At 27.6% G+C, this 25424-nt stretch carries 27 protein-coding genes; 9 read left to right on the forward strand and 18 right to left on the reverse strand.

What is annotated here, in order from left to right:
- Nucleotides 1-41: 41 nt before the first annotated feature.
- Both ACKU4C_RS12470 and ACKU4C_RS12475 read left to right on the forward strand, forming a co-directional pair.
- Nucleotides 42-1949 carry a methyl-accepting chemotaxis protein gene (locus ACKU4C_RS12470; RefSeq protein WP_321312482.1) on the forward strand — a complete coding sequence of 636 codons (1908 nt, stop codon included), beginning with the start codon at nt 42-44 and terminating at the stop codon, nt 1947-1949.
- Between the two features lie 9 nt (nt 1950-1958).
- Nucleotides 1959-2363 (forward strand): PAS domain-containing protein, encoded by a 405-nt coding sequence (locus ACKU4C_RS12475; protein WP_321312484.1) that lies wholly within the window; start codon nt 1959-1961, stop codon nt 2361-2363.
- Nucleotides 2364-2379: 16 nt separating this feature from the next.
- Here the strand turns inward: ACKU4C_RS12475 and ACKU4C_RS12480 are convergent, their stop codons facing one another.
- The 3 genes from ACKU4C_RS12480 to ACKU4C_RS12490 are packed head-to-tail and all read right to left on the reverse strand — an operon-like array spanning nt 2380 to nt 3827.
- Nucleotides 2380-2700, reverse strand: a complete 321-nt coding sequence (locus tag ACKU4C_RS12480; protein WP_321312487.1) for an AzlD domain-containing protein — start codon at nt 2698-2700, stop codon at nt 2380-2382.
- On the reverse strand, nt 2693-3382 hold the full coding sequence (locus ACKU4C_RS12485; protein WP_321312490.1) for an AzlC family ABC transporter permease: 690 nt from the start codon (nt 3380-3382) through the stop codon (nt 2693-2695). Before ACKU4C_RS12485 ends, ACKU4C_RS12480 begins: the two co-directional genes overlap by 8 nt.
- Nucleotides 3383-3389: 7 nt before the next feature.
- Nucleotides 3390-3827 (reverse strand): hypothetical protein, encoded by a 438-nt coding sequence (locus ACKU4C_RS12490; protein WP_321312491.1) that lies wholly within the window; start codon nt 3825-3827, stop codon nt 3390-3392.
- A gap of 40 nt (nt 3828-3867) precedes the next feature.
- Here ACKU4C_RS12490 and ACKU4C_RS12495 point away from each other — a divergent pair, with 40 nt between their 5' ends.
- Nucleotides 3868-4509, forward strand: coding sequence for a transglutaminase-like cysteine peptidase (locus tag ACKU4C_RS12495; protein WP_321312493.1), 642 nt, complete (start codon nt 3868-3870; stop codon nt 4507-4509).
- Here the strand turns inward: ACKU4C_RS12495 and ACKU4C_RS12500 are convergent.
- The 8 genes from ACKU4C_RS12500 to ptsP form a co-directional block, all read right to left on the reverse strand.
- Nucleotides 4491-5063 (reverse strand): aminotransferase class IV family protein, encoded by a 573-nt coding sequence (locus tag ACKU4C_RS12500; RefSeq protein ID WP_321312495.1) that lies wholly within the window; start codon nt 5061-5063, stop codon nt 4491-4493. The two genes, ACKU4C_RS12495 and ACKU4C_RS12500, sit on opposite strands and share 19 nt — an antisense overlap.
- Nucleotides 5064-5122: 59 nt before the next feature.
- Complete coding sequence (locus ACKU4C_RS12505; protein WP_321312497.1) at nt 5123-5437, reverse strand: hypothetical protein; 315 nt, start codon at nt 5435-5437, stop codon at nt 5123-5125.
- 294 nt (nt 5438-5731) lie between these two features.
- Nucleotides 5732-6406, reverse strand: a complete 675-nt coding sequence (locus ACKU4C_RS12510) for a winged helix-turn-helix domain-containing protein (RefSeq protein ID WP_321312498.1) — start codon at nt 6404-6406, stop codon at nt 5732-5734.
- Complete coding sequence (locus ACKU4C_RS12515) at nt 6403-6969, reverse strand: cysteine hydrolase family protein (protein ID WP_321312499.1); 567 nt, start codon at nt 6967-6969, stop codon at nt 6403-6405. The genes ACKU4C_RS12510 and ACKU4C_RS12515 overlap by 4 nt, the downstream gene beginning before the upstream one ends.
- Nucleotides 6970-7057: 88 nt before the next feature.
- A complete protein-coding gene (locus ACKU4C_RS12520; protein ID WP_321312501.1) occupies nt 7058-8101 on the reverse strand; it encodes a Cj0069 family protein in 1044 nt (347 codons plus the stop codon).
- Nucleotides 8102-8235: 134 nt separating this feature from the next.
- Entirely contained in the window at nt 8236-9633 is a 1398-nt protein-coding gene (locus tag ACKU4C_RS12525; protein ID WP_321312503.1) for a fructose-specific PTS transporter subunit EIIC, read from the reverse strand.
- A 24-nt stretch (nt 9634-9657) separates the two neighbouring features.
- Complete coding sequence (pfkB, locus tag ACKU4C_RS12530; protein ID WP_321312505.1) at nt 9658-10596, reverse strand: 1-phosphofructokinase; 939 nt, start codon at nt 10594-10596, stop codon at nt 9658-9660.
- A gap of 1 nt (nt 10597) precedes the next feature.
- Entirely contained in the window at nt 10598-13042 is a 2445-nt protein-coding gene (gene ptsP / locus ACKU4C_RS12535; protein ID WP_321312507.1) for a phosphoenolpyruvate--protein phosphotransferase, read from the reverse strand.
- 98 nt (nt 13043-13140) lie between these two features.
- Here ptsP and ACKU4C_RS12540 point away from each other — a divergent pair, with 98 nt between their 5' ends.
- Complete coding sequence (locus ACKU4C_RS12540; protein WP_321312509.1) at nt 13141-13281, forward strand: hypothetical protein; 141 nt, start codon at nt 13141-13143, stop codon at nt 13279-13281.
- Nucleotides 13282-13363: 82 nt separating this feature from the next.
- Here ACKU4C_RS12540 and ACKU4C_RS12545 read toward each other — a convergent pair whose 3' ends face one another.
- The 3 genes from ACKU4C_RS12545 to ACKU4C_RS12555 all read right to left on the reverse strand — a co-directional run bounded on the left by ACKU4C_RS12545 (nt 13364) and on the right by ACKU4C_RS12555 (nt 15506).
- Nucleotides 13364-14317 carry an aminodeoxychorismate synthase component I gene (locus ACKU4C_RS12545; RefSeq protein ID WP_321312510.1) on the reverse strand — a complete coding sequence of 318 codons (954 nt, stop codon included), beginning with the start codon at nt 14315-14317 and terminating at the stop codon, nt 13364-13366.
- 2 nt (nt 14318-14319) lie between these two features.
- Nucleotides 14320-15201 carry an aspartate carbamoyltransferase catalytic subunit gene (locus tag ACKU4C_RS12550; RefSeq protein WP_321312512.1) on the reverse strand — a complete coding sequence of 294 codons (882 nt, stop codon included), beginning with the start codon at nt 15199-15201 and terminating at the stop codon, nt 14320-14322.
- Between the two features lie 101 nt (nt 15202-15302).
- Entirely contained in the window at nt 15303-15506 is a 204-nt protein-coding gene (locus ACKU4C_RS12555; protein ID WP_321312514.1) for a hypothetical protein, read from the reverse strand.
- A 137-nt stretch (nt 15507-15643) separates the two neighbouring features.
- Between ACKU4C_RS12555 and ccoG the strand changes: the two genes are divergently transcribed.
- On the forward strand, nt 15644-16987 hold the full coding sequence (gene ccoG, locus ACKU4C_RS12560) for a cytochrome c oxidase accessory protein CcoG (RefSeq protein WP_321312515.1): 1344 nt from the start codon (nt 15644-15646) through the stop codon (nt 16985-16987).
- Here ccoG and ACKU4C_RS12565 read toward each other — a convergent pair.
- Nucleotides 16980-18299, reverse strand: a complete 1320-nt coding sequence (locus ACKU4C_RS12565; RefSeq protein ID WP_321312517.1) for a HAMP domain-containing sensor histidine kinase — start codon at nt 18297-18299, stop codon at nt 16980-16982. The two genes, ccoG and ACKU4C_RS12565, sit on opposite strands and share 8 nt — an antisense overlap.
- Nucleotides 18289-18969 (reverse strand): response regulator, encoded by a 681-nt coding sequence (locus ACKU4C_RS12570; RefSeq protein ID WP_321312519.1) that lies wholly within the window; start codon nt 18967-18969, stop codon nt 18289-18291. Before ACKU4C_RS12570 ends, ACKU4C_RS12565 begins: the two co-directional genes overlap by 11 nt.
- Before the next feature lie 105 nt (nt 18970-19074).
- Between ACKU4C_RS12570 and ACKU4C_RS12575 the strand changes: the two genes are divergently transcribed.
- Together ACKU4C_RS12575 and ACKU4C_RS12580 are read left to right on the forward strand one after the other, a co-directional pair.
- Nucleotides 19075-20259, forward strand: coding sequence for an aspartate aminotransferase family protein (locus ACKU4C_RS12575; protein ID WP_321312521.1), 1185 nt, complete (start codon nt 19075-19077; stop codon nt 20257-20259).
- The gene (locus tag ACKU4C_RS12580; RefSeq protein WP_321312523.1) at nt 20237-21430 is read left to right on the forward strand and encodes a TolC family protein; all 1194 of its coding nucleotides are present in this window, start codon (nt 20237-20239) and stop codon (nt 21428-21430) included. Before ACKU4C_RS12575 ends, ACKU4C_RS12580 begins: the two co-directional genes overlap by 23 nt.
- Nucleotides 21431-21440: 10 nt before the next feature.
- Here ACKU4C_RS12580 and pyk read toward each other — a convergent pair whose 3' ends face one another.
- Nucleotides 21441-22892 (reverse strand): pyruvate kinase, encoded by a 1452-nt coding sequence (gene pyk / locus ACKU4C_RS12585; protein WP_321312525.1) that lies wholly within the window; start codon nt 22890-22892, stop codon nt 21441-21443.
- A 134-nt stretch (nt 22893-23026) separates the two neighbouring features.
- Here pyk and ACKU4C_RS12590 point away from each other — a divergent pair, with 134 nt between their 5' ends.
- Together ACKU4C_RS12590 and ACKU4C_RS12595 are read left to right on the forward strand one after the other, a co-directional pair.
- The gene (locus ACKU4C_RS12590; protein WP_321312527.1) at nt 23027-23755 is read left to right on the forward strand and encodes an OmpA family protein; all 729 of its coding nucleotides are present in this window, start codon (nt 23027-23029) and stop codon (nt 23753-23755) included.
- A gap of 237 nt (nt 23756-23992) precedes the next feature.
- A complete protein-coding gene (locus tag ACKU4C_RS12595) occupies nt 23993-25003 on the forward strand; it encodes an SAM-dependent methyltransferase (protein WP_321312530.1) in 1011 nt (336 codons plus the stop codon).
- 3 nt (nt 25004-25006) lie between these two features.
- On the opposite strand, the gene ACKU4C_RS12600 is transcribed toward ACKU4C_RS12595, so the two are convergent.
- Complete coding sequence (locus ACKU4C_RS12600; RefSeq protein WP_321312532.1) at nt 25007-25384, reverse strand: DUF779 domain-containing protein; 378 nt, start codon at nt 25382-25384, stop codon at nt 25007-25009.
- Between the last annotated feature and the right edge of the window lie 40 nt (nt 25385-25424).

The following is a 25424-nucleotide window of genomic DNA, read 5'->3' on the forward strand; positions in this document are numbered from 1 at the left end:
TTTCTTACAATACAATATATAAACTACTCATAGGATTTTGCATGAAATCAGTCTCTATCAAATTTAAAATTCTTACTTTAATCATTAGTATTATTATTACAATGTCTATATTAGTTTTACTAATCTCTTTTTATGAAACAAAGGCTTTAACAAATATTCAAATTAAACAATTTGAAGATAAAGCTTATTCTCAAAAAGAAAAAGAGCTAAATAGTTATATTGAAATAGTAAGTAATATACTAAAAAAAGACTACAACAAGTATGGCAAAGAGGGAAAAGACAATCTACTTGAACAAATTAGAAGTATAAGATTTGGGGAAAATGGTTATTTCTGGATACACAGTTTAGATTTAAAAATGATAATGCACCCTCTAAACCCTGAATTAGAAGGGAAGGATATTTCTAAATATAAAGATGAAAATGGAAAATTTATATTTAAAGAAATGAATAAAATTGCTTTATCAAAAGGTGATGGTATTATAAAATATTATGCTCCAAAACCAAATGAAGAGAAACAAAAAGCAAAATTTTCACATGTTTTTTTATTTAAACCTCTTGGATGGGTTATAGGTACAGGAGCATATGTTGATGATGTAGAGCAGAGTGTTAGTAAAATGCAAAAAGAAAGTATTAGTCAAACAAAAAGTATTATTCTAAAAATCTCTTTATTAACCATTGCTTTAATTATGTTTTCTTATTTTGTTATTATATTTGTATTCAACTATGTGATTAAAAAACCTATAGTAGAATTTAAATATTATTTTAATAACTTTTTGAAGTTTATAACCCTTGAAACAAATAAATACACTCCATCAGAAGTTCATAATAAAGATGAAATTGGTGAATTGATGATAATGATTAATAATACAGCAAATGAATTTGATAAGAAATTAAAAGATGATATGAAAGTTATGGGAGAAGTTGTTTTAACAGCGGATAGAATCGAACAAGGTATTTTTAGATGTAATATTCACTCAGAGAGTAAAAATCCAATGATTATGACCCTAAAAAAATCTTTAAATAAAATGCTTCATGTTTTAAATGGAAATATGGAAAGGATTAAAGGGGCACTAGAAGATTATGAAAGCCACAACTATACAACACGAGTTCCTATAGATAAAAAATATAAAGATACCATGCTAGCAGTAATGAACTCAATAAATAAGCTAGGAGAGACCTTAGGAGAGAACGCAAAAAGTAACCTGCATAATGGAGAGACGTTAGAGGATAACTCAACAACAATGACAAACTCAATGGAAAACCTAGCAGTAAAAGCGAATGAACAAGCAGCAAGCCTAGAAGAGACAGCAGCAGCAGTAGAAGAGATCACCTCAATAACAAGAGGAAACGCAGAGAATGCTACAAAAATGGCAACACTAGGAAAAACAGTAAGAGATTCAGTAACAACAGGTGAAGACTTAGCCACAAAAACAGCCTTATCAATGGATGAGATAAATGAAAAAGTAACAGCAATAAATGAAGCGATTAATGTAATAGATCAAATAGCCTTCCAAACAAATATACTTTCTTTAAATGCAGCAGTAGAAGCAGCAACAGCAGGAGAAGCAGGGAAAGGTTTTGCAGTAGTAGCACAAGAAGTAAGAAACCTAGCAAGTAGAAGTGCCCAAGCAGCAAAAGAGATAAAAGAATTAGTAGAAGATGCAAACCTAAAAGCAAATGAAGGGAAAGTAATATCAGATAATATGATAGAAGGATATAAAGAGTTAAATACACATATAAGTGAAACAATCCATATCATAGAAGATGTAAGTGTAGCATCAAAAGAACAGATGACAGGTATAGAACAAATCAATGATACAATAACAATGCTAGATAGAGTAACACAAGAGAATGCAAATGAAGCTAATCAAGTAAAAGAGATAGCAAAAGAAGTATCAGCAATGGCAAATGAATTAGTGCAAGATGCCAAAAATAAGAGATTTAACTAAGGAGAAGTAATGGCAGCAGGACAAGAGACAGTTTTAGATGAATATGCATTCTTAGTTAGTGAGACAGATGAAAAAGGTATAATAAGATTTGCCAATGATGATTTTTGTAAAATAGCAGAATATAGCCTAGAAGAGTTAATAGGAGAGCCTCATAATAAAGTAAGGGATCCTGAGATGCCAAAGAAGGCTTTTAAATCTTTATGGGATACAGTACAAAAAGGTGAGATTTGGACAGGATACGTAAAAAATGCAACAAAATCAGGAGGATATTATTGGGTATATGCTACAGTATATCCATTTGAAAGTTGTGATGGTTCTAAAGGTTATCTTTCTTGTAGAAGAAAACCTTCTAGAGAAGAAATTGACGCGATTAAGGAAGTTTACAAACAATGGAATTTAGAAGAGGGGAAATAAGCTCTTCTAGTTTTATTTATAAATATTGAACTAATCCCATATAAAATATTGTTCCTAAAAATATTGATACTAAATAGTTTTTCATAATTAGATGTAAAACTATAGTAAAAAATATAGCTCCTAACTCTTTTATTCCATAAGGGTATAAAGAAAAATCAATATCTTTTAAAGTATAAAAAATTAGTATTGTAAGTATTATTGCAGGGAAATATTTTCCAATAAACTCTAAAGATGCAGGCAATTCTGCTTTTTTAAAAAATATAAATGGGAAAGCTCTTGTAAATATATTAACTGCTGTCATTACACCAATTGCTAAAAATATTTCAATATTACTCATTATTTTCTAACCTAGCCCTAAATAAAAATAATACTATTAAAGATAAAATAATAGAGGTGATAAGCATCTTATCCGTTGGAACTAAAATAAAAGCGATGATAGATGTGAATGCTCCAATTAAAAATGGTATTTTATTTTTTAAATTCTTATATTGTTCAATACATAAAACTACAAATAAAGCTGTCAAAGAAAACTCTAATCCTGCAGTATCAAAATCTATATTTGTACCAACTATTGCACCAAGTGTTGAACCAATAAACCAATAACTTTGATTAAAAGCACATAAAAAGAAGTAATACCATCTCTTTTTTAACTGCTCATCATCTTTTATAGTAGTTAATAACGCGTATGTCTCATCAGTTAATGCAAATATCAAATACGGCTTTAACTTACCTGCTTTTTTAAATCTTTTTAATAAAGATAAGCCATAAAATGATTGTCTTAGATTTACAAACCACGAGGCAATAGCAATATCTATAAGCCCTGCTTTTACATTAAAAAAATTGATAGCAACAAACTGTAATGCACCAGCATAAATAAATAAAGACATAATTGGTGCATAAAACCAAGGGTAATTAAAAGATACTAAAAGTAAACCAAAGGCAAAACCTAAAACACTGTATCCCATCATAACAGGAATAGATATTTTAAATGCTGTTTTTATCTCTCTTTCGTATTTCAATATAAAACTACTTTATCAGATTTTTGTTATTAGGGTTGTTTTTAAATATATTAAATGATTTCTCTTTTGCATCTTTATTAAATTTATCTACAGTTGCAACAGAATTTATATATAAAATTGATTCATCTATAATTATTTGAAAAATAGAAAATAAAGGCACTTTTACAATTGAACCAAAGTTTTCACTTCCAAAACCTGCTTCAAAAGTTATATAATTGTCATCAATATTTATAGTAGAATAAGTATAATTACTTAATACAAAAAGTGAAAATTTAGATAATTGGTCAAATACTAAAGATGGTAGTTCAGGGTCAAATTTTACTGCATCAATATTTGCAGTTATTGCAAATTCTTGACCTTGTTCGATTAGAAACTCCATTGTTTCTTTTACTTGTTTACTAACTAAATCTTTATATTCACTATTTTCAATTATATTATTTATCATTTTTAATCCTAAGTTCATTATGGTTTTTGTATTATACCTTATGAAACGGTTTATTTTTCTTATTTTAATATCCACTTTACTACTAAATTCAAAAAGTATTATCTTAACTAAAAACGATATAAAAAATATAGATAATAGTTATTATAAAAAAGCAATCTATTTAAGACTTCAAAGCTATATAAAACTAAAAAGAAAAGTAAAAGATTTTGAATTAGAAAAAAAACTAAACTATGTAAACAGCTTTTATAATAGAATTCTTCCTATTGACGATTCTAAAAAATATAGCGTAGATGACCATTGGGCAACACCAAAAGAGTTTTTAATTAATGGTAAAGGGGATTGTGAGGATTATGCAATTGCTAAATATTTTACACTCTTAGAAGTTGGTATTCCAAAAGATAAACTCTATCTTGCAGTTGTAAAAGTTAAAGCAGAAACAAATTATCATATGGTATTGCTATATTTTGAAAACAAAAAAACTATCCCTTTAGTACTTGATAATCTAAGCTTCAAAATTCTTCCTTTTGACAAAAGAAAAAAACTTGAGCCAAAAGTTATTTTCAATGAAAATGGTTCTTTTGTATTAAAGAACAAAAAGATATTCAAAAAAGTTAAAATTGATTGGGGAGAGGTTAATAAATGGGACTTATTACTTGATAGAGTTTATAATAAAAATGAATAATCTTCTAAAATATCAAAATCAATCATAGCATTCATTAGTGCAATCTTTTTTGCTTCTTTTAACATATTAATATCAATATCTTTTTCAATCAATAAATTCTCTTGTATCAACCTATCTCTAGTTGTACCCAAAAGAAGAGGATTTTTAGAAGTTATCCAATTTGTCCCATCAAAAATTGCTATATTTGCTATTGAAGTATCTGTAATAAAATTCTCTTTTACAATTATAATCTCATCAGCGCCTTCTCTTTTGTTAAATAACTTATCTAAATTTTCTCTATCTAAATATTTTTTTGAATAAGATATATTATCATCTTTTACTATTTTAAAAGTTTTAATTTCTCTTTTTTTATAAGGAAAAAATTCGACACTTAAAACTCCACTCTCGTCATATATAAGTTTACATCTAAGGAGTTTATTTGAAGGTGGATAGATATAATCTTGAAGGTTTAGATTTAAACCAATTGTTCTAGCTATACGTTTTTCATGCAAAGATAAATTAAAAACTTCAAAATCTTCACATTTAATAGTTTCAAAAAAAATATTTTTTTCCATCATTATCCTAAATTTTTATTAATGATAACAAAAAAATATTTTAAAAAAGCATCAATAGATTAAAGATGGCAATTATCACAATCAATTATTAATTCATCTACATCACATTTTACACATTTATGAGCTAAGTCTTCAGCTAAAAAAGCTCTTTTTTTAGTACAGTTTGGATTGTTTGATGCATGAAATGCAACATTTGTACTTGGATCATATAATAATGAATTAGCTAGTTCTGGACATAAAGATTGATTTTTAGCAAGAGCTCTTCTTACATTTATTTGATATGACCTAGATAATTGAGTTTGAATTTTTTTATCACTTGAAGTTTTAGCAAGCCTTATTTTCTCTTCTATAGTTTTTGTTTTTAAAAAAACCATTTTTATCTCCCAAAATTAATTTTTATAAAATTTTTATAATCTTTTAATTTTTATATTAATTATAAAATAATTTTGATATTCCCATACTTTAGTAATAATATTAATTAAATAACTAATTTATAACTAAATATGATTATAAGAATTAGGATTTTATATTTTTATATATAAAAATTATATTAAATAAAGAATTAGTTTTAAAATTTAAAAATATTTATGTAAATATTATTTTACTTTATGAGTTTATATATTATTTTTACTATTAAGTTTTAATTTTATCTCTTATATAAAAGAGATCTAATTTTCAATATTTAATTTATATCCAATACCCGAAAAATTTTCTAAAATTGTTTTGTAGGTTTTTTTTCTAAAATCTCTAATTAAAGATTTCAATGCAGCATTTGTACACTCATTATCCCAAATATGATATTCCAACTCCTCATAAGTTATTACTCTATTTGGGTTTTGTATAAAAAGATTTACTAAAATAGATTCTTTTTTATTTAATACAAAAACTTTCCCATCTTTTGTAAGGCTTTGGGTTTGAAAATTAAATAAAATACCATTTCCTAAATCAACATTACTGTAAATTCTACTTTCAATAACTTCAAGACACTTGTTTAAACCTAAAAGTAAGTGTTCGATTTTAAATGGTTTCAAAATATATTTTGTAATATAAAGTTCCATTAATTCATAAAGATATTCATTTGCTTTATTATTACTTAAAACTAAGAATGCTGTTTTTATATCACTTTGTCTTATCTCTTGAAGAAATCTCACCATTGTATTATCCAAAAAAGAGTCATCTACAAGGATAATACATGGAGAATATTTTCTATAACAACTTTGGGCTTGTTTTAAACTATTTGCTGTAAATACTTTTTTTAACTTTTCTTCTAAAAGAGGTAAAACTTCATTTTTTGAAGATTGTTTATCAAAAACATATAAAACAAGTAAATTATTTAATTTCAAGTATCAAAACCTTTTAAAAAATCATTAGTGCTTTCTACTTTTGCATAAGCAAATTCAAAAGCAGCCATAAAACTTTTGTGAACATCAAAAGAGGAAACTATTTTCCCATCAAACTCTAAATCTTTTGTTGCACAAGCATCACTTATAACTGTACAATTATATCCAAAATCTTTTGCAGCTCTTAGGGTTGCATCTACACACATATGAGTCATTGCTCCCACAATAACTACAGAATCAATATTTTTTTCATCCAAATAATTTTTTAAATTGGTTTGTAAAAATGAATTTGGATAATTTTTTGTTATCACAAGTTCACTTTCTAGAGGTTCTACATTTTTATGAATATTTGCTCCATTTGAACCTATTTGGAAAAAAGGTGCATCAACTTTTGGGTTTTCATGTTTTATATGAATTATATCTATAGATTTATCTCTAAACTTTTCTAAAATTTTTAAAGCATTTAAAGAAGCTTCTTCACTATTTACTAATGGGAATTTTGAACCTTCAAAACTTGAGAAATAATCATTTTGAAAGTCTACTAAGATTAGTGCTGTATTTTCCATATCTATCCTTTTTATAGTCCTATAAAGACTTTTATTTTGTTCTTAAAAAAATTATAAAAAGATATAGTAGGAGAAAAGTAGGATTAGACTACTTTTTCTTTAATTTTTTCTCTTTTTTTGCAAAAACATTTGCAACATCTTTTGCATATTGAAGTTCTGTTGTTATTCCTACACAAGAACAATTAATCTCAGATAATATATATTTATCTTTTCCCTTCTCATCATAATCTAAAATATAATCCATAGTCCAAAGAAGAGGATAGTTTTGTCCATTTAAAAAAGGTTTTATATCTTTTAAACCTTCCATTGTTAGTTCTACCACATCTTTCCATTTTTCCTCATTAGGAGATTCATAATTATATTTTGCTCCGCTAAAAAGTGTTGCAGAGAACTCCCCTTCTTGTGGCTTTTTATGAACAACTGATATGGCTTTATTATTTACAAGTAAAATTCTAATCTCCCCTTCACTAATTCTTTGTAAATATCTACACCCAACAAAACCTGTTTTACCTTTAAAATAAGCAGCATTTTCTGATTCTTCTTCAAACTTTGATTCAAACTTTTCTAAAAATTCATTAATATTGTCATAATAGAATTTTTCATTGTTTACAGCTTCAACAGAAAAAACTGAACCATCATCTTTCTTAGATACTAAATAAACACCCTCACCTGTTGAACCATAATTAGTTTTTAATACTCTAATTCCATGTTTATTCAAGTGTTCTGGGAATTTTCTTACAAAATCTGTATATGTATGATAAAAATAAGTTTCATCATCCCCTAATCTTGTTCCTTTTAGTTTTGCAAGAATATCTTTGAAATCCAAGTTTATCATTACATCAGGATGGGTATGAACTTCAACCCCACTATTACCCAAAGCTTTTAAAAACTGAAAATATTCATCAACCTCTTTTAAGTTACCAGGGTTTATTCTAGAAATAACAGCCCTTGCTCTTTCCTTTAAGTAATCCAAAAGTTCATACTTTCTATTTGGTTTATAAAACACTATCTCTGTTTTATAATTAGTCTCTTTTTCTATAGCATCTAATATTGGTTTTGTATCTGCCCTAAAGCCATCAAAGCCTTTGTCACTACCTTTTTGATACTCAATGATAAAAATCTTGTTTTTCATATCTTCTCCTGAAAAAATTTCAAGGATTTTATAAAAATAAAAAGTACTTTTTGGTTACAAAAACCTAGGTGTAATTAATTTGTAATTTTAAAATAGTTTAATAAGTTCTGTAAGGATTTTATCCCTACAAAACTTTATTTTGAAGTGATTGGTTTTTTTAATACAGATAAAGCAATAGCTGTAACAAGAGCTCCAGCTAAAATAGAAAAAGCGTACATTCCTAAATTAGTAACTGCATTTGGAATAGCTAATACAAAGATTCCACCATGTGGAGCGGCTAAAGTACAACCAAATCCCATACTCATAGCACCCGTTAAACCCGAACCTAACATTAAAGATGGAATAACTCTTAAAGGATCTTTTACAGCAAAAGGTATTGCACCTTCTGTAATAAAACAAATACCTAAAACTCCAGCTGCTTTTCCTGCTTGATGTTCTGCGGCATCAAATTTATTTTTAGCAATCATTGTAGCAATAAAAATTCCTAATGGAGGTGTCATTCCTGCAGCCATTGCTGCTGCCATTGGTGCAGTCACTCCGTTTGCAAGAAGTCCAACAGATACAGTATAGGCTGCTTTATTAACAGGTCCCCCCATATCAAAGGCCATCATTAGACCTAAAATGAGTCCTATTAAAATTGCATTTGAACCACTCATCCCTTCTAAGAAGTTTTTTAAAGCTTCATTAATATAAGAAACAGGCTCCCCTACAATATAAATCATAACCAAACCAACTACAAGTGTAGCAAGTAAAGGAACAACTAATACAGGCATTAAACCTTCAAAATTTTCAGGTAATTTTATATTTTCAACTATTAATTTTGCCACATATCCAGCTAAAAACCCTGAAATAATACCACCTAAAAATCCTGCTTCAATATTTGAAGCTAACATCCCTCCGATTAAACCTGGAGCAAGTCCCGGTCTATCTGCAATTGAAAATGCAATATATCCAGAAAGAACTGCTACCATTATATGAAAAGCTGCTCCACCACCAATATTCATTAATGCTGCTGCTAAAGTTCCTTCTTCTTTAAATGCTTCAATACCAAAAACAAAAGAAAGTGCTATTAATAAACCACCAGCAACAACAATTGGTAACATATAAGAAACACCTGTTAAAAGATGTTTATAAGCTCCTGTTGTTTGTGTTTTTCTATCTTCTTTTATTTCAGTAACTTTTTGTTTTAGTGAAGCATCATGATTTTTTCCACTATTTGAATGTATTTTTGTAGATCTTAAAGCATTTTGTAAAACTTCTGTTGTATTTTTTATAGCTTCTGCTGTTGAAGTTTCAAAAAATCTTTTACCATCAAATCTTTCCATTTCCACGTGTGTATCAGCTGCTATAATTACCACATCTGCATTTTCTATTTCACTTTGTGTTAATTTATTTTTTGCACCCACTGAACCTTGCGTTTCTACTTTTATCTCATGTCCATTATCTTGTGCAAACTTTTCTAAAGCAGATGCTGCCATGAAAGTGTGTGCTATTCCTGTCGGACAAGCTGTAATTGCTACTAACTTTGCCATAATTCACCCCTTTTGTTTTATATTTTAATTAGTGATTTTTTTTACCTTTATATCGTCATAGTAACTCTTAATCTTCTCCTTATTTGAAAGATAAGGCCCAACTGTTTCTACTGCATTCATAGAAAATGCTGTTCCTTTTTTTAAGCTTTCTTCTAAGCTAAGCTCTTTTATTTGTCCTAAAACTAAACCTGAAAGCATTGCATCACCTGCACCAACAGTAGTTTTTACTTTTACATTTTTCCCTTTTGAATAATAAACCTCATCTTTATTTATCAATAAAGCTCCATCTTTACCCAAAGAGATACAAACCAATTCTATACCTTTTTTTACTAATTCTTTTGCCTCAAAAATATATTCTTCAATTGAGGATAATTCTTTATTTACTAATTCCATTAATTCATGATGATTTGGTTTTATTAAGTCAGGTTTAGTACTTATAGCTTCTTTTAAAGCCTCAAAACTTGCGTCTAAAGCTACTTTTATCCCTAATTCATGTGCTTTTTCTATCCATCTTTTATAAATATCTGAACCTAAACCAGAAGGTAAACTTCCTGAAAAAACATACCAAGAAGCTTGTTTCGAAGTAAATAATACTTTTTCTAATTTTTCTAAACGATTTATATCAATTTCAAAACCACTTTGATTTATATCTGTAACAGTTTGATTACTTTCATCAACAACTTTTACATTAGTTCTAGTTGAACCTGAAACATATATAAACTTGTCTTCAATTTCTAAATCCCTAAAAAGTTTTTTAAATAAACTTGGATTATCAACTCCTAAAAATCCTGTTGCTCCAACTTTTAGTTTTGAAACAGCAAGATAAGCAGCTACATTTATACCTTTTCCACCAGGATCATTTTGAAAATTTGAAACCCTATTAACCTTATCAATTTGAAAATTATCAATGTTTGCTGTTTGGTCAATTGCAGGGTTTAAAGTGATTGTTAAAACATCTAACATTTTATTCTCCCAAAGCTCTAACAGCAGCTGCTGTTTCTTGAACTAAAGCTTTTTCTGCTAATTCTTGGCACTGTTTAAAACTTGATGTTCTAATTGTTTCTTTTATATTTGCAACGGCTGTTGCTGTAACAGATAACTCATCAACACCTAAACCTGTTAAAATTTTTGCAGCTAAAGGATTTGCAGCTAAATTTCCACAAACACCAACCATTTTCCCATGTTTTTTTGCAACATCACAAGTCATTTTAATCATATTTAAAACAGCAGGATGTAAAGCATCTGCTTGTTTTGCTAAACCTTGATGGCCCCTATCCATAGATAAAACATATTGAGTTAAATCATTTGTTCCTATGGAAAAGAAATCAACCTCTTTTGCAAAATGTTCAGCCATAATTACAGCAGAAGGAACTTCTATCATCATCCCTATATCAATAGGTTCTACTCCAAGCTCTAATCTTACTTCTTCGGCTATCTTAGCTCCTTGCCTAAACTCTTCAAGCAAACCAACCATAGGAAACATTATTTTAATTGGTCCATATTTACTAGCTTGATAAATAGCTCTTAATTGTTCTTTAAATAATTCTATATTTTGTAAACAAAGTCTAATACCTCTTATACCTAAAAAAGGATTGTCTTCTTTTGGCAGGTTCAAATAAGGTACCTCTTTATCTCCACCTATATCCAAAGTTCTTATAATCAAAGGTAAGCCATTCATATGTTGAACCATTTTCTTATAAGCTTGAAATTGTTCATTTTCATTTGGAGCTGAATTTCTTTCTAAAAACAAAAATTCAGTTCTAACTAGCCCTACTCCTTCTGCTCCTTCATTAATAGCCTCTAAAGCAGCATCAGCATTTGCTATATTTGCAACCACCTCTACTCTGTGTTTATCTAATGTTACAGCAGGTTTAAATCTTGCTTTATATTCTGCTTCTTTTTGGCCTTGGGCTTCTTTTTGAAGTTGTTCAGCTAAATCTAAATCTTTTGTTTGTGGTTCATAAACTAATATTCCTGAATCTCCATCAGCTATAGCTTGTTTTGAAGAAATATTTAAAACTTCTTCTCCAACTCCTGCAATTGAAGGAATTCCCATAGATCTTGCTAAAATAGCAGTATGTGAAGTACTTCCCCCTTTTGCTGTAACAAGAGCTAAAACTTTTGATTTATCTAACTGAGAAGTTTCTGAAGGTGTCATATCAAGGGAAACTAAAATAGAAGGTATTTTTAATTGAATTTTTGTAGATTTTATAGCTTGGGGATCAAGATGTTTTAATACTCTTTTCCCTATATCTTTCATATCATTTGCTCTTTGAGAAAGTCTTGTATCACTTAAACTACTTAATTCTTCTATTTCTTTAGAGATTATTTGCCACCAAGTATAAGAAGCTGAAATATTATCTTCAATAGCCTTTAAAGCTTTATTTTGAAGTTCAGGATCCTTTAAAAGTCCTAAATGTGCAATAAAAATATCCATCCTTTTTTTATCAACTTTTTCATGTTTTTGATGAAGCCATTGATTTAATTCAAAAATTGCTTTTTCTAAGGCTTTTCTTAGTTTTTCCCTTTCACTATGGGCATCTTGACCCTCTTTTTTTAACTGGATTTCATCTTCATTTAATATAACAACAGGACCAATTGCCATTCCAGGAGCAGCTGGCACCCCTTCTAGTTTATTCCCTAAATAATTTCTTTTTGAAACTGCTTTTTGTATATTTTCATCTGCACCTTCTTTTAATCCATCTCTAACTGCTTTACATAAAGCTTTTAAAGCTTGTTTTTCATCTTCCCCTTTTGTGGAAATTGAAAAACTACTTCCACCTGTAAGTCCAAGTTTTAAAATAGAAGCTATAGATTTACCATTTGCACTTTTTTCTTCAAAATTTAATCTAACTTCACTTTTATATCCATTTGCCACATCAACAAAAGCACTTGCAGGTCTTGCATGAAAACCTGCATAACCTGGGAAAGTTAATGTTTCTTTTGTTTCAAACTCTTCTTTTTTTTCATTTACTTCTTTTTTTTCACTATTTAAAGCTTTTAAAATATCATTTATATTTTTTGTTTTTGATAGTTTTTTTGCTTCTTTTTCATCAGATAAAAGATTTGTAAGTTGGGCTAAAATTTGGATATGTTCATCAGTTTTAGCAGCAATTGCAACAATTAAAGTAGCTTTTTCATTTTCTTTCCACTCTACTCCAGCAGGTACTTGTAAAACTGCAATTCCAGTTTTTAAAATCAAGTTTCTATTTTCTTGTAATCCATGAGGAATACAAATTCCATTTCCCAAATAAGTATTGGCTACCTCTTCTCTACCCAAAATACTTTCTATATATTTTTCTTGTATGTAACCACCATCAACTAAAATCTTTCCTACTTCAAAAATAGCTTCTTCTTTAGTTGATACATTAGAACCTAGCTTTACTGCACTTTCTTCAAGTTCAAGCATAATTGTCTCCCTTAACTACCTAGAAATGTTGTTATTTTGCTATCAGTCTCTTAAAGAAATTATGGCACCTATATATTTAATAGCAACTTAAAAAATATTTGAATTATTCTCATGCTTTTTATCAAAATATAGATTTAAAGAAAACATATGAAGATGAAAGAATAGTTATAAACACCATCTCAATAATTGGACAACTTGAAACTTTTATTCCAGTAAATAGTAACATACATAAAAACTAGCAGTAAAAGAGTTATCTCTAAAGCAAAAAAAACTAATTAAAGAATTAGTAAATAATCAAATAAAATGTGCCATTTAAAACTTCTAAAAAGGTAAATAAACTTTATCAAGTAATTCTTCATATTCTAAATTTACTTTTGAATCACAAGTTATCCCACCACCACTTTTATAATATAAATCTGAGTTTTTATCTTTTTCTATAAATCTAATCATAACAGCACTATTAAAATTTTCGCCATCATAAACACCAAATATCCCAGTATAAAAACCTCTGTCATAACCTTCAATATTTTTTAAAATCTCTACAGTTTTCTTTTTGGGTGTTCCTGTAATAGAACCAGCAGGAAGAAGAGAACATAAAATATCTCCAAGATTTTCATTCCAATTATCTTTTAGTTCTCCACTAATTTTTGAACTTACTTGTAATAACTCTTTATCTCCTGCATTTATTTTATCTATATATCTAAACTCATCAACTCTAATTTTATTTGCAACTATTCCTAGATCATTCCTTAGAAGGTCTACTACCATAGTATGTTCAGCCATCTCTTTAATATCACATAGAATCTTATCTTTTGCATTTTCAATACTACTATCAATAGTACCTTTCATTGGATGAGTAAAAATTTTATTTTTATTTATTTCTATAAACTTTTCTGGTGAAAAGCATACAAATTCATCAAAAAATTTTAATTTGTATTTAGATTTAGCTTTTTCATATATCTCATCTAGTGTATATTTTGTTTCAACTTTTGTTTTTGCTGTTAAATTTAAAAGATAAGAGTTTCCTGCTTTAATATGTTCTTGTAAGATATTAAACTTTTTTTCATATTCACTGAAAAGTATTGGGTGTTTTTTTAAAGCTATTTTTTCATCAATATTAGCTTCACTATCTTCATCTATTTTAAACTTAATTGTAGAGGGTAAATTTTTTAAGGAGTTTATATAGTACTTACCTAAATCATAAGATACTACAAAAAAAAATGGCTCCTTTAAAGAGCCATATTTATTTAATTTTTCTTTTAATTTTTTATTCAAACTTATTGTTTTAATACAAGCTTTTTAAGCACTGCCATTCTCACTGCAACACCATTTTTCACTTGTTCTAATACTTTGTTTCTAGAATCAACTAACATCTCATCAGAGATATCAACATTTCTATTTACTGGACCTGGATGAAGTAATAAAATATCTCTTTCTCCAAAAGTCTCTTTTGTGATACAATAATCTTTTGCATATTCATTTAATGATTGAAAATAAACTTCATTATGTCTTTCAAGTTGAGTTCTTAAACTCATAACAACATCAACTTCATCAATAATTTCGTCAATTAAATTGTATTGTTTTAAACTTTCATCTTCATATTTAAAACAATCTGGTGCAACAAAACATACATCAATACCAAATCTTGGAAGTAATTCTTTGTTTGAACCAGCAACCCTTGAAGATTTCACATCACCAACAATAGCAACCTTCTTACCTTCAATCTCTCCATCAAAGTGTTCGCTAATAGTAAATAAATCCAATAATGCTTGTGTAGGATGGGCAGTTTTTCCAGCACCTGCATTTATAATTGGACAATCTACATAATCAACTAGTGTTCTATGAAAATTACAATCTGAGTGTCTTATTACAATTGCATCTGGACCCATTGCTTTAATATTCATTACTGTATCAAATACAGTCTCACCCTTATTTGTTGAACTTGTTCCAACATCTAAAGAGATTACTTGAGCGCCAAGTCTTTTAGCAGCCATTTCAAAGGCACCTCTTGTTCTTGTAGAGTTTTCAAAAAATAAATTTACAATAATTTTACCTTTTAGAACCTCACTAGATTCCATATCTAAAAATATTTTAGCATCATCATAAATCTTAAGAATCTCTTCTTTTGTAAAGTCACTTGTGGTAATCAAATGCTGCATTTTTGTCCTTTAATTTTGATTTTGATTTTAGCTAAATAGTGTTTAATAAATATTTACATAAGAGTATAAAAAAATCTAAATTTTGAAAGAAAAAAAGAGTATTAATGTACTCTTTTAATAGCTTTAAGAGTATTTATAATAGCACCCTTTCTACTATTAGAAAACCCTCTAAACACCTCATCTTCAGAAGACATTTGTATAAAGTGTAAATTATCCCTGAATTTTATATTGATAATTTGTATATTATCACCAATATATTTATCTAAGCCTGCAATATCATTTGAATTAATTATAGACACATCCATGAAAAATCCTTTATTATTTAATTTTACAACTAAAATGTAAAAGAAAATCAATAAATAAAAACTAATAAAAAAATTTAAGAGTGACACTTTTGTGCCACTTTTTAAAAATATATTTTTACAAAGAAAAAGGAGATTATATGAATTACACTAAAAAAAGGTATCTAACTTATGCCATTTTTACGCTGTTTATTTTTGTTTTACCATTTATAAAAATAAATGGAAACCATATGTTATTATTATCATTTGAATACTCAAAGTTTCATTTTTTAGGATTTTCATTTGATGTAAATGAACTATATGTTATGCCATTTTTATTAATGATACTTTTTATAGGTATTTTTGCTATTACTACAATATTTGGTAGAGTTTGGTGTGGATGGGCCTGTCCTCAAACAATTTTTAGGGTTGTTTTTAGAGATTTAATTGAAACTAAACTATTAGGATTAAGAAGATTAAAAAATAAACAAAAAGATATTGATTATAGTAAAAAATCTAATCAAATCAAAAAATATATAGCCCTTCTTATTTGGGCAGTATTAACGCTAATTGCTGCATCAAATTTTATGTGGTATTTTATTCCACCAGAGGATTTCTTTAACTATATTCAAAACCCTGATGAGCATAATTTTATGATTTTATTTATAATTACTCTTGCGGGATTTCTTTTTTATGATATTGTATTTTGGAAAGAAGACTTTTGTACATATACCTGTCCATATTCAAGAATCCAATCTGTTTTATATGATGACAATACTGTCCAAGTTGTTTATAATACAAATAGAGGTGGAGATATTTATAAAAATTCAGAAAAATCTATTTTTAATGTAAAACAATTTAGTTCAAATGAAGAGTGCACAACTTGTGAAGCTTGCGTAAAAGTTTGCCCTACACATATAGATATAAGAAAGGGTTTACAAGTTGAATGTATAAATTGTCTAGAGTGTTCAGATGCTTGTACTACCGTAATGGGTAAACTTGGGAAAAAATCTTTAATTGAGTGGGGAAGCACTAATCGTGTAATCAATAAAATAAAAACAAATCTTTTCTCAAAAAGAAATTTAGCATACATAGCAAGTATTGTTATTTGTATTTTCTTTGCAACAGCTATGATAGTAGAGAAAAAAGATTTTATTGTAAATATAAATAAAACAACACAACTTTATAAAATAAATGAAGATAAAACTGTTTCAAACAACTATGTTTTTACTTTTTCTAATATGCAAGATAAAAAAGTCGTTATGGATTTAACACTACACAATCAAAAAGATTTTGAGATAAAAAGATTTAAACCTTTTATTCTAAAACCTAAACAAAGGGTAAAAAAAGTTGTAATAATAAAAACTAAAAAAAGACTATTTTTATCTGATAAAAAAGATACCCCTTTAGATATAAAAATTGATATTTCTGCAAATAATAATATAAATAAAAAACAAACTTGGGATTTATCTTTTATCTATCCAAGAAATGACTTATTTAATTAATATCTTTTTCTATAATGAGAGAGAAACACACTCTCTCATTATTGTTTGAAACTTCAATTTTACCATTAAAGCTTTCTTCAATAATCTGCTTACTTAAAAACAAGCCCAAACCACTTCCCTCTTTTTTTGTAGAAAAATATGGATCAAAAAGTTTTGTTATATCTTTTTGATTTATTTTTGGTCCATTATTCAAAATTGAGATTGTAACTTCAGCACTAGAAGCTGATACTTCTATTAAAATCTCTGGCTTTTCTATATTTTTTAAAACATCTCTGCTATTTGATAAAATGGCTAAAAAAACTTGTGCTAATTCATTTTTAATTCCAAATATTTTTATATCATCATTAGTTTTAAAATCTATATTTAATAGAATATTATGTTTTTTTAAATCCTCTTCAAAAATTGTTTGTACATTTGAGATAACCTCTTTTACTAGAAACTGTTCCCTTTTTTTTGAAGGGATATAAAACTCTTTAAAATCATTAATTGTTTTAGATAAAAACTCTATTTGCTGATTTGCTTGAGTAATCTTCTTTTCAAAATACTCTTTTTCCAACTCATTTTTTATAAACTTCTTTTTTAGATTTATCAAAATATATGAAAGATTATTAAGGGGTTGCCTAAATTGATGAGTTATATTAGCTATCATCTCCCCAGATTTTGCTAATTTTGATTGTTGCAAAAGCATATTTTCATACTCTTTTTTTTCTTGTTTTAAATCATTATATTTATATGAAACAGATATTGTAAAAAGTATAGCTTCAATAGCAAATGCCAATAAAACTAAATCCATAAAACCTTTTTGTTCATAATAGTTTTTAAAATCAAAAATAAAAAGGATAAAACAAAATAATGACCAACCAAATACATAAATAAGTGTAGGTTTAAAACTATTTTTAAAATTAAATACAATAGAGATAAAAAGTATCCCATAAATAATTGTATAAGGAAGGTATTCAAAAAGCATATAATGGTAAAAAGAGCTTAATAATACTATATTTATCAAAAGTGTATTAAATAATAATTCTTTATAATTTTTCATAACAGGTATAAATTTACCTTGAAAATAGTTAATTGCAAAAACAAGTGCACTAAGACTTGCAAAAGTTAAAGACAAATCCTTCCAAGTATTTAATATGTTCCAAAATCCACTATATTGAGCAATATAAATTAAAGAAAAGATTTGCATAAAACAGTAACTTATATAAAATATCTCTTTTGAATAGATATATCTAATAAGAGTATAAACAATAGTCATCAAAACTATTCCAAAAGTAATACCATAAAAAAGTATAATATAATCAAAGTACAATTTTATATCCTGTACCAGATAGGTTCAAAATCAAATCCTTTGATAATTTATTTTTTAAATTTTTAACTAAGGTTTTTAAAGCATCTTTACTCATAACTTGTTCATCCCAAACAAAATTTTCAATCTCCTGATATGTTACATATCTATTTTTATTTTTTATAAGAAGTTTTAAAAACTCTAACTCTTTTGTTCGTAATTTTATAATCTCTTTGCCATCTAATAAAACCAAATTATATAAATCAAAAACCATACCATTTGGAAGTTTCACAATATTTGATTCATCACTTTTCAAAGTTTCAATAGAGGTTTTTATTGCTGCGTCTAATTCATATTCATTTATTGGTTTTATCAAATATTTTACAAGTTGTAACTCAACAGCTTTTAAAAGATACTCTTTATCACAAAAAGCAGTTAAAACAATCACTTGTACCTTTTTATCTTTTTGACGTATTCTTTCTACAAACTCTAAGCCATTTAGTTTGGGCATTTGTATATCAGTTATAATAATATCTGGTTTTTTTAGTTCATAGATTTTCAAAGCATCTAAAGCATTTGAAGATTCATAAATATTTGAAAAATACTCTTCTAAATATTCAACTGCATTCTCCCTTGCAATCTCATCATCCTCAACTATTAATACTTTTATATTATCATCTATTCTTTTTTTCATAGGATATTATATCTTATATAATTTTATAGTGTTATTTCAATAATTATTAATATTTGGTTTAAATAAATTAGCTATAATTTTATCACTTAAAATTAGGACAAAAATATGTTAGAACAATTAGATAAAGAGTATGTATTACACACTTATGCAAGAAATTATGTAAATTTTAAAAAAGGGATAAATGCAACTTTATTTGATGAAAAAGATAAAGATTATATTGACTTTACTTCAGGTATAGGTGTTGTATCAGCAGGACATGGGAATAAAGAAGTAGCAGATGCAATTTATAAACAAGTTCAAAATATTACACATATCTCAAATCTTTATGCTATTGAACCACAAGCGATATTAGGTGAAAAGATAGCAAAACTTTCAGGAATGGATGTAGCAACTTTTTTTGCAAATAGTGGAGCAGAAGCAAATGAAGGAGCAATTAAAATTGCAAGAAAATATGGAAAAACTAAATATGATGGGAAAAGATATAAAGTTATAACTTTAGAACACTCTTTCCATGGAAGAACGATTACAACAGTTAAAGCAACTGGACAAAGTTCATTTCATAGTCCAAATTTTGCACCATATCCAGAAGGTTTCTCTTTCAATTCTGCTATTGATGATATTTTTAATTCAATTGATGATGAGACAGTTGCAGTTATGATTGAATTGGTTCAAGGTGAAGGTGGGGTACAACCTTTTGAAAAAGAGGCTGTTCAAGAGTTAGCAAAGTTTTTAAAACAAAGAGATATTCTTTTAATCATTGATGAAGTTCAAACAGGTGTTTATAGAACTGGGGAGTTTTTAGCTACAAATCTTTATGAGATACAACCAGATGTAATAACACTTGCAAAAGGTCTTGGTGGAGGAGTTCCAATTGGAGCAGTTGTAACTACACACAAAGATATATTTGAACCAGGAGACCATGGTTCAACTTTTGGAGGGAACTACTTAAGTTGTGCTAGTGCAAATAAAGTTTTAGATATTTTAGAAAAATATAAAGATGCAGGAACGCTTGATGAAACAATAATATATTTTGGAACAAAATTAAATGAAATTTATGAGAAATATCAAAATATTTTTACTGATGAAGTTGGTTTAGGTTTAATGAGAGGATTAAGAGTTAAAGATTCTGATATGTTAAAAACTGTTATTTCTAATGCTTTTGATGAAGGGGTATTAGTATTAAAAGCAGGAAGAAATACTTTAAGACTTTTACCACCTCTTACCATTTCAAAAGAAGAGGTAAACGAAGGTTTTAAAAGGTTAGATAATGCACTTGCAAAAATTGCTTAAATTTTCTTTTATACCATTAGTTCTTGTGCCACTATTTTTAAGTGCACAAGAAAAAAACAGCGTAGATGAAAAAATCCTTTCAGAAGACAGACTAAACTTGTTTAAATACAATAAAGACAAAAATGAAGAAAGCAGTAGCAAGTTAAAAAAAGATTGGATTAATCCAATCAATTTATCCCTAACAAAAAGCAAGTCAGATACTTCAAATACTCTAAAAAGTGCCATAAATATAAACCAACCGATTTTTAAAAGTGGAGGGATTTACAGTGCAATAAAATATGCAAGTGCCACTTACAAATATACAGATTATGATATAGATTTACAGAAAAAAGAGTTAATTAAAGAAGCAACAACAATGCTTTTTAATCTTAATATTTTAGATTTAAATATCAAAAAAAATGAACTTCTTCTAAAAAATGCAAATATTGATGTTGATAGGAAAAAAGAGCAAGTATTAAATGGATTTTTAGATACTTCAACATTAGATAATGCAATTTTAGATGCAAACTCAATCAAAAATACCTTAGCAGATTTATATTACCAAAAAGATGAACTTATCTTAAACTTTTCAAATATAGCAAGTGGTAAGTATACAAGCTTTGATTTACCAGTTTTAAGTTTAGTAGATGAGGATATATTTTTAAAAAGAAATTTAGAACTATCAAAAGCAAAAGCTGATGTTGAACAAAAAGATTATTACAGTGATATGATTGTTGCAAAATATCTTCCAACAGTAAGCGTTGAAGCGAGTCATACACAATATCATGAGGATAAAGATGATGACATCTCAAATGAAAATATATACAGTTATGGATTATCTGTATCAATGCCACTTGATGTAAGAACTTTTAATGATATTGAAACTGAAAGAATCAACTATTTAACAAGTAAACTAAACCTAAAGAATATAGAACTTGAAGAGAGAAATTTTTATAAAACAAAACTATCTAAATTAAAAATGCTAGAGAGTAAAAAGAAAATTGCTCAAGATGATTATAAACTTTATGATTCTTTATTAGAAGTTATTATTGAGGAAAAAAATGCCGAGTTAAAAACTCAAAGTGATGTTGACACTCTTCAAAACTCTCAAAAAATCAAGTCCATAGAATTAAAAATCTATGAACTTGAAAAACAAATTGAACTTTTAGATTTATACTCTAAAATAAGTTAGAGAAGAAGTTTTACTTCTTCTTTCCTTCTGGAAGTTCAAGATAATATTTCATCTCAGATGGAGTTAAAATCTTTATAGTATTTGTACTTCCTGGTTGTCCAACAGGATAACCAAATGTTGCTATATATGTTGACCTTTTATCTAACATACCCTTTTCATCAAGATGTTTTAACATCACTTGTATCATTCTTGAAGCACCAGCTTCTTTTATTTTTGCAATAGGTTCAACACCCCATAAAGCACACATTGGATTTAAAACTCTTCTTTTATGTGTAAACATATAAATGTTTGTTCTTGGTCTATATCTAGAGATTTTCATACCAGATAAACCTGAACTTGTAAGTGCTATGATACCTTTTGCACCCATATCATCAGCAAGCTTTGTAGCTGTTGCTTGAATAACATCAAATTGATCATGGTAAGATAATTTATCATGTTTATCATATGGATATATCTCTTCAGTCTTAGCGATAATATTTGCCATAGTTTCAACTGTATTGATTGGGTCAATACCAACAGCACTCTCTTCACTAAGCATAACAGCATCAGTACCATCTAAAACAGCATTTGCAACATCAGAAATTTCTGCTCTAGTAGCTCTTTCATTATGTGTCATTGATAAAAGCATTTGTGTTGCTGTAATTACAGGGATGCAAGCTTCATTTGCTTTTTTAATAAGTCTCTTTTGAATTGTTGGAACCTCATAATAAGGTACTTCAATTCCTAAATCACCCCTTGCAACCATGATTCCATCACTTTGATCAATTATTTCATCTATATTTTCAACTGCATCAAATTTTTCAATTTTTGCAACTAATTTACCTTTATAATCCCCTAAAAGCTTTCTTGCATTCTTCATATCATTTGCATTTTGTACAAATGAGATTGCAAAATAGTCAACCTTATTTTTGACACCCCAAGCAATATCTTTTTTATCTTTTTCAGTAATTACATTAATATCAATTACAGTATTTGGAAAATTTATACCCTTTTTAGAACTTAATATTCCTTGGTTTTCAACTATTGCTTTTACTTCTTTACCTGTTTCAATAACTTTTGCTCTAATTGTTCCATCATACAAATAAATATACTCATCCACTTTTACTTTATCAAGAAGTTCAGGATAATTTGTTGACATTATATATTTTTTATCTGCTTGCTTATAGCCAACTATTTCATCTTTTAAAAATGTTATTTCATCACCTCTAAAAAGTTCAAATTGTTCTTTTAATTCACCAATTCTAACCTTTGGTCCAGAAATATCTTGAAGTACTGATATAGTTGTATTTAAATTATTCATTGCAGTTCTAATATTTTTCAATGTTTCACTATGATACTCATGATCACCATGAGAAAAGTTAAGTCTAAACATATTTGCACCAGCTTTGATTAGCCCTTCAATCATATCTACACTATTACTTGCTGGTCCTAAAGTTGCTAAAATTTTTGTTTTTTTATACATGGGCTTCTCCTAGTTTTTGTTTTGACATTATATCAAATCTAATTTACATTCAAGTTACACTCTTTTGTATAAAATACACAATAAATCCACTTGAAAATGTTACTATATAATACTAAAAAATAGGAGTCTTTACTATGAAATTTTTGTCAGTTTATAAACAATTTCTAATATTCTTTATCATAACTATACTTCTTAGTGGATGTGCTCAAAAACGAGATTATGAATATACAGGTTCAAATACTCAAACAGGAGCTATTATTGGAGGTATATTAGGAGCATTGATTGGTGCAAGCACAAAAGGCAATAGTAAAGCAAAAAGAGCTCTTATTGGTGGAGTAATTGGAGCATCAGTTGGGGGAGCAATTGGTTATTCTATTGAGAAGCAAGCAGAAGATGTAGCAAAAGAACTTGATACAAAAGTTGATAATAGTTCTGATGCAATTAAAAATGAAAACAAAGACTTAATTGTTTCAAATACAGATAAATATGTAAAAATCACACTAAAAGAGAGTATGGTATTTGCAACAGATTCAGCTTATCCTACTAATGAAGCATCACAAAGAATTAATAAAATCTCTAAGGTTTTAAGAAATTATCCTAACACTACTGTGCAAGTTGTAGGATTTACAGATAATAGAGGAAGCTATTTATATAATCTTAAACTATCAAAAAAAAGAGCTTTAAACGTAGGACAAGTATTATATGAAAGTGGAATTACAAATGAAGTGTTTTCAAAAGGATGTTCTTACGAAAAACCTATAGTTCCAAATGATTCTTTGGAGAATATGGCTTTAAATAGAAGAGTAGAAATATATCTATATCAAGATGTTAATAAAATAGTCGACCCTTGTAAAAATTATTAAAAATTTTAAAATTTTTAATAATTTCACTTTTTTCACACTATTTTTATTTAGAATTCTTTTGGATTTGTACCCTAACAAAATCTACTTTTATCTAAAGGTTAAATCCTTTAGATTTTAAGCCCGAGGTTTATCTAGTAGATATTAATTGAACGATAAAACAAAAATATTAAAAAAATTTAAATCATTAAGCTATAAAGGGTTAGCCACCTTTATAGCTTTTTTAGATAAACTTCTATCATGAAAAAAGAAAAATTTAGTGATTACTTCAACAAGTGGCTATACAGTAACAACGGATACTATTCAAACTATAAAACAATTGGTAAAGAAGGGGATTTTTTCACTTCTGTTTCAACCTCATCTTTTTTTGGTGGTTCAATAGGTAAAAAAATTGTTGATACTATAAAAAAAGGTACCTTACCCCAAAATACAACTATTTTAGAAGTGGGTGCGCATCATGGTTATTTGCTTGCTGATATTATTCAATTTATCTATACCCTTGAACCAAAACTTCTTGATACACTTAATTTTGCCATTGTAGAAAGATTTGAAAACTTACAAATACAACAAAAAAACTATTTAGAAAAGTCTTTTGGTGATGCCATAAAATTAACTCATTATAAAGATATAAGTGAAGTTGTTTTACCCCACGCTTTTATAGTTGCAAATGAGATATTTGATGCCTTTGCATGTGAATTAGTATATACAAAAAATGAACAATTAAATATGGCATTTGTAAAGAACCACAAGATATTTTTTGAACCCTGCAATGATGAAAAGATTATAAATCATTGTAAAAAATATAAGATTGAAAAGGGGGAGATTGCAATTGGTTATGAAGATTTTGCCCAAACTATATGCAAAAACATAAAAAACTTTTCTTTTTTAACTTTTGATTATGGAGATAGAATCCCTAGAAATGATTTTTCTACAAGAATCTACTTTAAACATGAAGTTTTCCCAATTTTTGAAGAAAAATTAAAACTTGAAAATTACTATTTAAAAGCTGATATAACTTACGATGTATATTTTAAACACTTAAGTGATTGTTTTGAGAAGCTAAATGTAAAAAATATAACTTTTAAAACACAAGTTCAAGCCTTGATTGATTTTGGGATTACTGAACTTTTAGAACTTTACAAAAAAAATGTAGATGAAAACTCATATTTAAGAGAATCACAAAAAATAAAAACATTAATTGAACCAACAGGAATGGGGGATAGATTTAAAATGCTACTTATTGAAAAGTAGCATTTATGATTCTAATTTTTTAATCTCTTCATACTCTTCATCTGAAAATATTCTTGAACGAGTTATAAACTGATATCCATGGTCGATTTCAATTGAAAAAGAGTTTCCAAAAGCTGCTTTTTCCTCTTTTACATCAATTATTATCTGTGAGTGTCTAAAATACTCAAATTGATCTTTGTCTATAAAAAATTCACAGCCACAAATTTCACCTAATTTTACATTTCTACTAGGTACATAAAAATCGCCTTTTTCATAACACATAGGAGCTGTACCATCACAACATCCACCACTTTGATTAAAGACCAAATCCCCATGCTCTTTTTTTAACATTTCAACAACTTCTTTTGCATCGTCACTTACGATAACTCTTCTTGTATCCATAATTTATCCTTTAATATAGGGAATAATCCCTATATTTATT

It is taken from the genome of Halarcobacter sp. (genome assembly GCF_963676935.1).
Taxonomy (GTDB): domain Bacteria; phylum Campylobacterota; class Campylobacteria; order Campylobacterales; family Arcobacteraceae; genus Halarcobacter.